Here is a 12638-nt window from a genome sequence, read left to right as displayed (position 1 = left end):
CGAGTGAAACAAATACCCGGAAAGATATCAGGATTAGAAGCATTGCTGGGAAATGAAGCAAGAAGAAATTATTTGGAACAGCTAGTGGCACAGCGAGAGCTGCCATGCCGATTACGAACAAGGTGTTTAGTACATCTGCTCCAACAATATTTCCAATAGTTATTTCCGGGTGTCCCTTGCGAATGGCGGCAATCGCTGTGCTTAGTTCGGGCAGGGATGTCCCAAGAGCAATCATAGTTGCCGCTATGATATCGTTTGGCACTCCGAATCGCCTGGCAGTTTCGACGGCTGCTGGAACAAGTAGTCGCGATGCGATAATCACCAAAACCAGACCACCGAAGAATTCCAGGAGGATAATTGGCAGGGGTTTTGGCTTTTCACCCACTCCCACTTCTGTACTTGTATGAATTCCATCCCGAGCCCATTTATAGGTTATTATAAGGTAGATAATAAGCAGAACCACGAACAGCAGTCCCATCATGCGGTTTATTACAGGGCCATCTGGCGCGAAGAAGTATGTGGAAGATGCCAAAACTACGAGTAAGACAGCCGAACCGAGCTGCCACATGCCGGTACGATTTAGAATCCACTTATCCATTGGAGGTGCAGCGATGACCGCAGTTAATCCAAATATCAAACCGGTGTCGGCTATAATAGAGCCCACGCCATTCCCGAGCGCAAGGCCGGGAGTGCCCATGAACGCGGCCATAACCGACACAAAAGCTTCCGGCGCTGTGGTCCCCAGGCTGAGTATTGTCGCGCCTATTACAATTTTTGGCAGTTTGGTTTTCAAAGCCAGGTTTACTGTCCCGTCAATTAGCCAGCTGGCGCTTTTTGACAATAGAGCTATGATCAATGCAATTACGATAAGCAGACCCCAAAGAGGGAAATCCGAAAAAATGGAAGCTAGGAGGTTTTCGTCGATAAAGTAGTTCAAAAGAATCATCAGGCATTATAGCGAAGATTGGCTTGGGTCAAATAGTTCACCAGATTACAGGTATTGATTAAAAAGAACAGTCTCGTTATAAAGTTCATATAGTTGCGAAAGTAGCTCAGTGGTAGAGCTCCACCTTGCCAAGGTGGATGTCGCGAGTTCGAATCTCGTCTTTCGCTATCGCGATTGCCAGCTACGATTTTCCGTGCGGGCGGTAGATTTGTGATGCTTTATCTGGACTATCGCGAATATCCCAGAGTACGTGTGAAACGGCGGGCGAAATACTGCTTTGAACCGCATAGTGCCTACGCCAATAATGGAGAGTGCTAAGCTTTGCGTTCATGTTCGACGGTAGACGCTGAGGTTATTATCCCGTATCATGAGAAATCTATACCATGGCAATTGGAGGAAATCCATCTATATGAAAATCAACTACTTAAACGAAATACCTACTAAGCACGACAGACTTGTTTCCTGGGTGAAAGAGTGGGCTGAGCTCATGACTCCTGAGGGAGTCTATTGGTGTGACGGATCGAAGGCGGAGTATGATAAGCTTTCGGAAGAATTGGTGAATGGTGGCTTGGCGACGCGACTTAATCCCAAAAAACGCCCCAACTGTCTGCTTTTCCGTTCTGATCCAAGTGATGTGGCGCGGGTAGAAAGCCGCACCTATGTTGCTTCTGAAAAACAGGAGGATGCAGGACCGCTCAATAACTGGATTGACCCTGCGGAATTGAAGAAAACGATGCGCGGCTTTTACAAAGGTTGTATGAAGGGTCGAACAATGTATGTGATCCCTTTTTCAATGGGTCCCGTGGGTTCTGACATCGCAAAAATAGGTTTTGAAATTACCGATTCTGCCTATGTTGTAATCAATATGCATATAATGGCAAGAGTGACGCCTGAGGTATATGAAGTTCTGGGAGCTGATGGTGAATTTATTCCTACGGTTCATTCGGTTGGGAAGCCACTGGCCAGGGGCGAGAAGGATAATGGCGTTTGGCCCTGTGCTCCCGTCAAGGACAAGTATATAGCTCACTTCCCGGAAACTCGCGAGATATGGTCTTATGGCTCGGGTTACGGCGGCAACGCACTGCTGGGTAAGAAGTGCTTAGCTCTGCGAATTGCTTCTGTGCAGGCTAGAGATGAGGGTTGGATGGCGGAACATATGTTAATACTGAAGATTACAAGCCCTGAAGGTGAAGTTAAACACATTGCTGGAGCATTTCCCTCAGCATGTGGAAAAACGAATTTAGCAATGCTTATTCCCACCATTGAGGCCTGGAAGGTGGAGACTGTTGGTGATGATATCGCGTGGATGAAATTCGGCGCGGATGGGCGTTTGTATGCGATTAATCCTGAGTCCGGTTTCTTTGGGGTTGCACCGGGCACTTCAATGGCTTCGAATCCCAATGCCATGCATTCGATTGCAAAGGATACGATTTTTACCAATGTGGCACTTACGGAGGACGGTGATATCTGGTGGGAAGGTATTGGGTATGATCCTCCCGACACTCTTATCGATTGGAAGGGGAATAAGTGGAATGCTGCAACTGCGAAAGAACCGGCGGCTCATCCAAATGCCAGATTCACTGCCAAGGCTGCTAATTGCCCAGTGATCGCCGACAACTGGGAAGATCCTGCCGGTGTACCAATCGATGCATTTTTATTTGGGGGAAGACGACCCAGCACAATTCCGTTGGTAAATCAGGCTACGGATTGGGTTCATGGCACGTTTGTGGGATCGGCCGCCGGTTCCGAGATTACCGCCGCCGCGCTGGATCTCAAGGCAGGGACTGTCCGTCGCGATCCCATGGCAATGCGCCCGTTTATTGGCTACCATGTTGCTGATTTTCTTCAGCATTGGCTGAATATTGGCAATAAGACGAGTGACGATAAGTTGCCGAAAATCTTTTTTGTGAACTGGTTTCGGAAAACCAAGGACGGCAGATGGCTCTGGCCGGGATTCGGTGATAATAGTCGGGTTCTTGAATGGGTTTTCAAGCGTTGTACCGGAAAGGTGGATGCGGTTAAGACAGCGATTGGTCTGCTTCCCAAAAAAGAGGATATCAATATCAGTGGGACTGATGTTACGAGTGCCGATTTGGAAGCTCTCCTTTCCGTGGATATTGACGGTTGGAAAGAGGAACTGTCCGCAATCAAGGAAAGCTATAAAATTTATGGTGATAGGGTTCCCAGGGAGCTTCTGGATCAGATTGACGCTTTGGAAAAACGTCTGGGATAGATTCTATAACCGCTGTTTTCAGGGACGGTTCTATGAGATTCCCAATATTGGAACCAGCGCCAGAAGTATGCCCGCGGCCACAGCCGAGCCTATCACCCCGGCCACGTTTGGCCCCATGGCATGCATAAGAAGATAGTTGTTTGGGTTTGATTTCAGTCCCACCTTGTTTACCACACGAGCCGCCATTGGCACCGCCGACACCCCAGCCGCTCCAATCAGCGGGTTGATGGGGTGTTTAGGCGAAAGCTTGTTCATGAGCTTGGCAAGCAATACGCCTGTCATGGTTCCCACCATGAAGGCCATAAGTCCGAGCAGCAATATGAGTATGGTGGTGAATTTCAGAAACATGTCGCCGGACATCTTGGAACCAACCGACAGGCCCAGCATGATTGTGACGGCATTCATTAGAGCATTTTGGGCGGTGTCTGAGAGTCGGTCGGTTACAAGCGATTCCTTTAAAACGTTGCCAAACATGAGCATGCCTATTAGCGGGGTGGCACTCGGGAGCAGCAGTATGCACAGGAATAGTACGATTATCGGAAATAATATCTTTTCCGCCTTTGTAACATATCGGAGCTGTTCCATTTTTATTTTTCGCTCGGCGTCCGTTGTAAGCATCTTCATTATGGGAGGTTGGATTATGGGGACTAGTGCCATGTAGGAATAGGCCGCAACCGCGATCGGACCTAAGTATTTGGGAGCCAAACGAGTTGCGGTGAAAATAGCTGTAGGGCCATCAGCTCCACCAATTATTCCGATCGACCCTGCCACATGAAGGATTGACTTGGCCAGGGTTGTATTTCCTGGTCCTTCAACGAATGAAAACCCTGAAATGCGCTCCAATAGGACGGACCCAAAAAGCGCGATGAAAATTCCGAATTGAGCGGCAGCTCCCAGAAGCAGCGTTTTGGGATTGGCCAGTAAGGGACCGAAATCTGTCATAGCGCCTACGCCCATAAATATCAACAAGGGGAAAAGGCCGCTAGCGATTCCTACGTCGTAGAATTGACCGATAAAGCCTCCAAATTTTTCCGTAACTACTGTGCCATCGCTGGCCAGTATCTGAACAGTATGACTGGCGATTTCAGCGAAGGGTATATTTGTGAGCACGGCGCCGAAACCGATGGGTATCAGCAGCAGGGGTTCAAACCCCTTTTTTATCGCCAGCCATATTAACAGGAGGCCAACTCCTATCATCACTAAATTTCGCCACCCGCCAGCCTGGAGAAATCCATATATTCCAGTGGTGTGCCAGAGGTCTATCAGAGAGTTCACAAAGCTCATCTTCGTTCCTCATAACCGATACGTATCAGAGTTTCACCAGCTTTCACCTGATCGCCCTGTTTAACGAAGATGGCGTCGATTGTGCCTTCGGTGGTGGCTGAGACGGGTGTTTCCATTTTCATCGCTTCCAGGACTAACACCTCATCTCCTTTTTTAACTTGATCGCCCACGGCGACTGGAATGCGCAATACCAGGCCAGGCATCGGGGCAGACACGATTGCTTCTCCTGTGCTCGCGGAGGCAGTTGGTTTCGGCTCCACACTTGGGGGGGTGACAGAGGGAGCTGGCGGAGCGGATGCTGAGGCATTCGTCGCATCAATACCATCTTTTATATCGAAGTTGTAATCCTGTCCATTTACGTTGGCCACGTGCCCGTCGATTTTTACGCCATAGGAGCGCCCGTTTATGGTGACGGTTATTCCTTTTTTGTTCGTGGATTCTTTACGGACATTCGGTTTGGCTTCGTTTTTAAGGAATTGGATTCCCTTGTCGAGGCAGGTTGCTGCAATAAAGATATTTTCTTCACTGAGATTTGTGATACCATTGTCGGTGAGCAATTTTTTTGCGGCTTCCACACCGAGAGCTGAATTCTCATCGTTTATATCTACCACCATTCGATTGGTGGGTTCCAAACCCATCTGTTCCTGGGCAATTTTCATCACTTCCGGATGGGGAGCCACAGGTGTTTTCCCAAAATAACCTAGTACCATTTTCCCGTAGCCATCTGCTATTTTCTTCCAGGGTCCAAACATTGTGTTGTTGAATGCCTGCTGGAAATAGAACTGGGAAACAGGGGTAACCGAAGTTCCATATCCACCCTTGATTACTACCTCGCTCATATTTCTGGTGATTTCTTCGTAGCGATCTAAGATGTTGCTGTCTCGAAGCATCTGCGTATTGGCCGTAAGTGCACCTCCGGGCATGGGAGAGAGCGGGATTAACGGTTCGACGGTTCGAGACTCTGGGGGTTTGAAATAGTCCTTCATGCACTCCTTGAATACTTCTTCGGCTTCGTAGACCTTTTTGGGCTCTATGCCCAATGTGTATTCCGTACCACGCAGCGCGTGATACATAACCATTACATCGGGTTGGCAAGTTCCGCCAGAGACAGGCGCCATCGATAAATCCACTTGATTTGCACCTGCATCCAGCGCTGCCTTGTATTGCAAGATGCATATTCCCGCAGTTTCATGGGAGTGAAAAACAATTTTGGTTTTGTCGGGAAGGATTTTGCGGGCTCGTTTTATTGCCTCGTGGACTACTGCGGGTGTGGCGGTACCAGAGGCATCCTTGAAGCAAACCGAATCATAGGGAATATCAGCGTCCAGAATGCCGCGCAGAGTCATCTCGTAAAAATCCGGATCGTGAGCTCCAGTAATTCCCTCTGGAAGGGCCATGAGAGTTACGCAGACTTCGTGCTTAAGTCCGGCGTCTACGATGGCCTTTCCAGAATCGATTAGATTGTTTACATCATTGAGGGCGTCAAAGTTTCGAATGGTGGTTATGCCGTGTTTCTTAAACAGTTTTGCATGAAGCCTGATGATATCGCGGCTCTGGGAGCTGAGTCCCACGACATTGACGCCCCTTGCCAAAGTTTGAAGATTCGCCTCATGTCCGGCTGCGGTGCGAAACTGATCCATCATATCAAAGGCATCTTCGTTACTGTAGAAATAAAGGGATTGAAAACGTGCCCCACCACCGGCTTCAAAATGCTTAAGTCCGGCTTCACTCGCCGCTTGTACGGCTGGAATGAAATCCTTGGTGAAAACCCTTGCTCCAAAAACTGATTGAAATCCATCGCGAAACGCCGTAATCATAAAATCTACTTTTTTCATTCAGTGCTCCGATCGGAATTACTTGCGACTCATATAAGCTGCGGCTACTGCTATCGCCAGTTCCAATTCATTTTTCTGTGCCGCGAATTCAGGTGTGATTGCTACAGCTAGTTTCTTTTCAGGAAAGATTTTCAGGAGTATGTCCGACATAAGCCTCATTGCAATCACCATAATGGTTAAAAATGCGAAAACCACCAACATTCCGGTTGCCATGATAGTGAGTCCTTGATTAACCACCCTTACTCCCTTAAGAACTTATATTGGAGTTACGAGAACTTTATGAGAACTCGAGACAACATAATAATAGTAGATAGCTGAAGTCGAATCAATAGCCCATCTCCACATTGGCCGGTGGATGCATCTTATTCAGAACAGCCAATCTAAGGAAATATGCACGGGCATCTCATGATAAGATAGCGGGTAGCTTTTTGCTGAATTGGAACCTATGAAGCTTTGGAAGCTGTATCCGACATCCATACCGAAGTCTAACTTCCAATTGGAAGTTTCCTTGAGATTCTTTGACATCCCCAATGAAGTCATCCCATAGAGTCCTCCCCTTGTCGAATCAAGGCTCCCTCCCGGCTCAGAATCCCAGATTTCCCTGAACTCGCTGCTACTATTCAAAATACTGTACCCTAGCTTAATCAACACATACATTGAAAAATTCTCGGACCTTGTGAGATTGATTCTTGTAGTTGAATAAATCGGAATAGAACTAAAGGTTCCCGTCTTCTTCTCAAGCAAGGCTTTGCGCTTAAGCTGCCACTGAAAACCAGCACCAAACTCAAGAAATTCTTTGAGAACGTAATAAACCTCAAGTCCGGGGCTAAAACCGTAGCTTGTACTCAACGGGGTTTCCACAGTCCCATCATCCCCCTTTATGTACAAAACGCCTATGGGTTCCATGCCCCCTATTGTTCTGATTCGCACATATCGTTCCTGTCCGGAAGCCGATATGAGTGAGGTTGACAAGAACACAAAGGCCACAAATCGATAGATAATCAGCTTCATATCTTTCTCAGTTTCAATATATACTCTTTTCTTACATCCTATGTTGAGGGTTAATGGTGTTTTTCATTGTTTTCACAATCTTAAACCCAAATATTCGAGCGAAGTTCCGAAAAAAGCACTAGAATTCATGGTATAGGGATGAAGATGAGGCGATCGGGGGATTTGAGTCGTATTCTAAATAGTTGGCTTTATGATGAAAGGAACAATGTTCGTTTCATCAAGGGCGAGGATGGCTCCGATTTAATGCAGATCCGTCTACCCTTGGGAATCGAGCAATACAACCTAAACGGCCGCCCCGACGGACGAAAATTGGAGAATGGGGATCATCTCCTTGAGATTTATCAAAGAAGAGAGAAGGCAACCAAAAAGGCGGGAGGAGTTCTTATTCTCAGCGATGAAGATTTTCGAGCTCTACGGGAAGAGAGTCTACTTTATTACTATCGCTATCTAATACTCTTCCAGTTGGGGTATTATCGACGCGTTGTTCGCGACACCGATCACAATTTGAATATTTGCCACTTGATTGATGAATATTATCAAAATGACGGGCGAGAAGAATTGCTGCAATACAGACCCTATATCCGACGGATAAATGCAATCTCGAACGCCATGATTTATCTGGCGGAGAATAGAGAGGTCAAAGCTATCGAGGCACTTAAAAGAGGAATCACCGATATCGAAGGCTTATCACACATCGATACTCAGATATTCGAATTCGAGAAGTCGCGTTCCATTCGTTTACTAACGGATGTGATTCATCAGGTACAAACAATTTATGTCAAGGCAGAGAAGAATGCATTTAAGGAAAGTCTGGCCGAGGAGCTTGGGAGGGCCGTTGCAGTTGAGGATTACGAGAGAGCGGCGCTGATACGCGATCAGCTCAAACATCTCAAATAAGGGATTCCAGTAAACCAGTTTTCGATGAACAGGCTAGAGAGTCGAACTCATATCCGGATTGTCGACAAAAAAACGTTCAATTCTATCCAAATCGCCATTGCCAAGCTCCAGGTTCTCAGCCGAGATAACAGCGGTTTGTTCGGGATGCCGCATGCCGACTATGGCCGCGCTAATGCACGGATTTCCAAGAACCCATGCCACGGCAACTTCACCTGCACTTCTTCCATATTGATTAGCAATATCCGTGAGGACATCAACCAGTGCAAGTGTTTTGCCAAGTCGCGGCTCATTTAACATATTGCCTTTTCTTTTTCGCCAATCGTCCGCTGGCAAAGTCGCGATTCTTTCCCGCGTCATCTTCCCACTTAGCATTCCCGATGCCATGGGTGAGTAAGAGATAACGCCTATGTTTCGTTTTTTGCAATAAGGCAAGATATCTATTTCGATATTTCTTGAGAGTAGGGAATAATTGGGTTGAAGAGTTTCCACGGGAGCGATGCCTTCTATCCTTTCAAGCTGTATAGTCGAAAAATTTGAAACGCCGATATGCCGAACTTTCCCGGAGCGTTTGAGATTAGCCATTGTTTCCCAAGCTTTTTCAATGTTCTCATCCGGGCTGGGCCAGTGAATCTGATATAAATCAATCACTTCGAGTTTGAGACGCCGAAGACTCATGTCAATTTCTTTTTGTATGGAGGCGGGGGATATGTCATTGTATACACCTTGAGCGCCCTCCTTCCAGGGCAATCCGCACTTGGTAAAAATGAGAGGTTTATCCGCTGCCGGAATCTCTTTCAAAAAATTCCCGATTACTTTCTCGGAATGTCCCAATCCATAAGCGGGAGCGGTATCTATCCAATTGACGCCTCTTTCAAGGGCGCTCCTGATTGTAGCGACTGACTCGTTATCATTCTGTTTACCCCAGCCGTATTCCCATGGGCCGCCGATGGCCCAGGCGCCGAATCCGATGACACTTATTTCCAAGTCGCTCCGTCCCAACATAACTCTCTTCATGTTTATTTCTCCTTATGCCTGCGAATAGGTTTTAGGTTGATACTTTTCTCATTTTGGAGCGAAGTACCTTTCCAATTCTTTCAATCGGATGGCTCTGGATAGCTTCATTTATCCTGATGAGCTCTAAATCATCGAATTTTCCGTCTGTTGGGTAGGAAATACCAAGATCGGAATCAACTAGCTCATCCATGAAATCACCCAACAAAGGGATACAGGCGTCAGTGAAGAGATAGTTCCCGTATTCGGCAGTATCGGAAATGACTCTGTTCATTTCATAGAGCTTCTTTCGACTGATTAGGTTCGCGATAAGGGGCAGCTCATGCAGCGATTCGTAATAGGCGGATTCGGCTTTGATTCCACTCTCCACCATCACTTCGAAGGCAAGTTCAACCCCGGCTTTTATCATGGCAGCCATGGCGACACCGTTCTCAAAGTAAAATTGAGTTGGAAATCGCTTCGCAGGAGGGGCACTTTCAAAGGCTGTTGCGCCAGTTTCTTTGCGCCATGAGAGTAATTCATGATCGTTGTCCTTCCAATCGTTCATCATAGTTTCTGAGAATTTCGCGGAAAGAATATCGTCCATATGTCTGTGGTATAGCGGTTTCAGAATTTTTTTTAGTTGACCGGCGAGCTCATTAGTTCGAATTTTTGCGGAATTCGAGAGTTTATTCATCATATGTGTAATGCCGCCACACTTTAGAGCCTCGGCCATTGCTTCCCAGCCGAATTGCACAAGGGAAGCCGCCTTGGCGGTATCGACGCCCCTGGCGCGCATCTTGTCATAACAGAGAAGCGAACCGCTCTGTAGCATACCGCAAAGTATAGTTTGTTCGCCCATCAAATCGGATTTCACTTCAGCTACGAAGGAGGATGCCAATACTCCTGCCCTTTCCGAGCCAAGAGCGACGGCATATGCTTTCGCAATTTCCCAACCCTTTCCTTCGGAGTCGTTAACCTGATGCACTGCGATTAATGCTGGCACTCCGAAACCGTGTACGAATTCCTTCCTCAGCTCGGAACCCGGAGACTTGGGTGCTATCATCACCACAGTGATATCCTCGCGAATTTTCATACCTTCTTCAACGATATTGAAACCATGAGAATACCCAAGCGTTGAGTTTTTTTTCATAAGAGGTAGAACTTTTGAGACAACTGTGCCGTGCTGCTTATCGGGTGTTAGATTCATAACCAAATCTGCCCGAGGTATCAATTCCTCAGAAGTGCCAACAGTGAATCCATGTTCGGTTGCATTGCGCCAAGATTGTCTCTTATCAGAAATGGCCTGTGCGCTCAGAGCGTAGTTTACGTCAAGTCCGCTGTCTCGTAAATTCAGGCCTTGGTTAAGTCCCTGGGCACCGCATCCGATGATGACAATTCCCAATCCCTTAAGGGCATCTGTTCCATGAAACTCACTTGTTTCCATAAATCGGCAAGTGCTCAACTGCTTAAGCTGCTCTCGAAACGGAAGGGAATTAAAGTAATTCATAACAAAACTCCATATTGCAGGTTAAACTTGGTTTCAGTCTTGGTCAATGGTGAGATATAGAGCTACCCCGAAGTGCGAAGCTGCAATTAAACGCGAGGATGTGGGATACTTGTGCCTGGAAGCGGTTAGAGTCTATCAAAGTATACTGGCGGCCCGAATCCGCAGGGAAACTCCCAAAAAACTGATAGCAGGCATGTACTCCATCTACGAAACCTTTTCCCCCGTGGCCATGTACTGGGAAGATAATGGCCAGCAAGATCTGATGATCGACGTATGGGATAGCGAGGCCGAAAAGTACGGAATGCCCTTGCCCCTGAAACCCATCCATAATGCGGAAAACAAAAAACTGCGAATCGAACGGATTCTCTTTCCCCTGCTCGAAAATCATAAAATCCGCTTCCACCCTCACGACCCTGATCAGAGGCTCCTCAAGGAGCAGCTCCTCGATCTATTCGACGGCAGCCATGACGACGGTCCCGACGCGCTCTCTTGCGCCGTCAAAGAAGCCATCAACAGACTCCGCCGCCAACGTCAGGGACCGCCCAAAAGCGCTATCCGGCGGGAAAGCTACATTCTGCTGCGGAGATATTAAATGTTACACAACCCGAACAAACACTTTGCCGACCTCATCAAACAATACTCGATGCTGGATATCCTATCGGACCCTGATGTCATCCTGGCCAAGGCCGGCATCGGCATCCCTAATCTGCGCAACCTCATGAACGATAGTCAGGTGGAAACCGTCTGGAATACCCGCCTGGCCGGAGTCACCGGCGCGGGTTTTACCATAGAACCAGGCGATGCTAATCCTAAGGCCCGCCGGGCCGTAAACTTCGTAAAAGAGATGGTCCGAAACTATGATTTCCCCACCATCATCAGTGCTATGATGGATGCAGTAGCCTTCGGATTCTGCCCGGTGGAAATCATCTGGGGCACCACCGCCAAAATGTGGCGGGCCGTCGATTTCGTACCCAAACCGCCCGAATGGTTCTTCTTCTCGCAACGCAAGAATTTGATGTTCCGCTCCTCTGTTTCTGCCTCGAGAGTGCCGGAAAACAAATTCATCCTCATCCAAAACCGCCCCTCATATCAGAACCCCTACGGCGTCAAGCTCTTCTCCAAAGTCTACTGGCCAGTCACCTTCCGGAGAAACGGCGTCAGATGGTGGACCATGTTCATAGAAAAATTTGGAGCACCCTTCATTTATGGCAAGTTCCAAAAAGGCGCCTCCACCGAGGACAGAGACGATCTTCTTTCCGCCCTGGAAGACATACTCGCCAACAGCGTGGCCGTCGGTCCGGATGATTCCTATGTGGAAATCAAGGGCGATTCAATCCGCTCTCAATCCGGTCAGGTGCACGAAGCCTTCTATAACGCTCAAAATGCCGAAATAGCCAAAGCCATCCTGGGTCAAACCCTAACCAGCGATATAGGTGAACACGGCAGCAGAGCAGCCGCCGAGGTGCACTACCAGGTGAAAGCCGACATAACCAAATCAGATCAACGACTGGTGGCTGGGGCCTTCAATAAGCTATTTGCACTCGTTACTCAATTCAATTTCGGAGCCGAAGTACCAGCCCCTCGCTTCGAGTTCGAACAAATGGAAGAGCTACATAAAGAAAGGGCCGAAAGGGACAAAATCCTCTATGACATGGGCGCAAGGTTCAACGCCGACTACCTAAGCGCTCATTATCAGGTTGACCCAGCTCACATCAAGGTACAGCTTCCCTCTCCAACTTCTCCCGGCGGCTTCCAACAATTCTCTCGCCGAGAAAACAACGAAACCATCTTCGACTTCACAGGCCGTCTGGAAAGGCAGGGCCAGGATACCATTGATGCCATCATCGATGACTTCCGGAAGGATATCAGCAAAGCCAGAAGCTTTGACGACGCCTCAAATCGGATATTGAACAGACATAAAAGGCAGTTTAA

General features: G+C 47.8%; 11 protein-coding genes and 1 tRNA gene. 5 read left to right on the top strand and 7 right to left on the bottom strand.

The genetic code is table 11. The annotated features are described in order from the left end of the window. A partial coding sequence (locus S1OALGB6SA_RS03905; RefSeq protein WP_148084017.1) for a sodium:calcium antiporter occupies positions 1-946 on the bottom strand: 946 nt, incomplete at its 3' end. A gap of 95 nt (positions 947-1041) precedes the next feature. On the opposite strand from S1OALGB6SA_RS03905, the gene S1OALGB6SA_RS03900 reads away from it, so the two are divergent. Then, positions 1042-1113: transfer RNA gene (locus S1OALGB6SA_RS03900), tRNA-Gly, on the top strand. Positions 1114-1355: 242 nt separating this feature from the next. After that, entirely contained in the window at positions 1356-3179 is a 1824-nt protein-coding gene (locus S1OALGB6SA_RS03895; RefSeq protein ID WP_124032625.1) for a phosphoenolpyruvate carboxykinase (GTP), read from the top strand. 30 nt (positions 3180-3209) lie between these two features. On the opposite strand, the gene S1OALGB6SA_RS03890 is transcribed toward S1OALGB6SA_RS03895, so the two are convergent. From S1OALGB6SA_RS03890 to S1OALGB6SA_RS03875, 4 genes are all read right to left on the bottom strand, one after another. Next, positions 3210-4463, bottom strand: a complete 1254-nt coding sequence (locus S1OALGB6SA_RS03890; RefSeq protein ID WP_037563574.1) for a sodium ion-translocating decarboxylase subunit beta — start codon at positions 4461-4463, stop codon at positions 3210-3212. After that, positions 4460-6298 carry a biotin/lipoyl-containing protein gene (locus S1OALGB6SA_RS03885; RefSeq protein WP_037563572.1) on the bottom strand — a complete coding sequence of 613 codons (1839 nt, stop codon included), beginning with the start codon at positions 6296-6298 and terminating at the stop codon, positions 4460-4462. The genes S1OALGB6SA_RS03890 and S1OALGB6SA_RS03885 overlap by 4 nt, the downstream gene beginning before the upstream one ends. An 18-nt stretch (positions 6299-6316) precedes the next feature. Beyond that, positions 6317-6535: an OadG family protein gene (locus tag S1OALGB6SA_RS03880; protein ID WP_052080204.1), complete on the bottom strand. Its 219-nt coding sequence runs from the start codon at positions 6533-6535 to the stop codon at positions 6317-6319. 129 nt (positions 6536-6664) lie between these two features. After that, a complete protein-coding gene (locus tag S1OALGB6SA_RS03875) occupies positions 6665-7309 on the bottom strand; it encodes a hypothetical protein (RefSeq protein ID WP_037563570.1) in 645 nt (214 codons plus the stop codon). Between the two features lie 138 nt (positions 7310-7447). On the opposite strand from S1OALGB6SA_RS03875, the gene S1OALGB6SA_RS03870 reads away from it, so the two are divergent. Further along, positions 7448-8206 (top strand): UvrB/UvrC motif-containing protein, encoded by a 759-nt coding sequence (locus S1OALGB6SA_RS03870; protein WP_037563568.1) that lies wholly within the window; start codon positions 7448-7450, stop codon positions 8204-8206. Between the two features lie 33 nt (positions 8207-8239). Here S1OALGB6SA_RS03870 and S1OALGB6SA_RS03865 read toward each other — a convergent pair whose 3' ends face one another. Beyond that, positions 8240-9220: an aldo/keto reductase gene (locus S1OALGB6SA_RS03865; RefSeq protein WP_037563566.1), complete on the bottom strand. Its 981-nt coding sequence runs from the start codon at positions 9218-9220 to the stop codon at positions 8240-8242. A 31-nt stretch (positions 9221-9251) separates the two neighbouring features. Next, positions 9252-10706, bottom strand: a complete 1455-nt coding sequence (ilvC, locus tag S1OALGB6SA_RS03860; RefSeq protein WP_037563563.1) for a ketol-acid reductoisomerase — start codon at positions 10704-10706, stop codon at positions 9252-9254. A 46-nt stretch (positions 10707-10752) separates the two neighbouring features. Between ilvC and S1OALGB6SA_RS03855 the strand changes: the two genes are divergently transcribed. After that, positions 10753-11298, top strand: a complete 546-nt coding sequence (locus tag S1OALGB6SA_RS03855) for a hypothetical protein (protein ID WP_124032624.1) — start codon at positions 10753-10755, stop codon at positions 11296-11298. Then, a partial coding sequence (locus S1OALGB6SA_RS03850; RefSeq protein ID WP_124032623.1) for a phage portal protein family protein occupies positions 11299-12638 on the top strand: 1340 nt, incomplete at its 3' end. It abuts the gene before it with no gap.

The organism is Olavius algarvensis spirochete endosymbiont (assembly GCA_900608495.1).
Classification (GTDB): Bacteria; Spirochaetota; Spirochaetia; order DSM-2461; family DSM-2461; genus UBA2779.
Note: the sequence above shows the minus strand (reverse complement) of the source record. Positions and strands in the feature narration are given on the sequence as shown.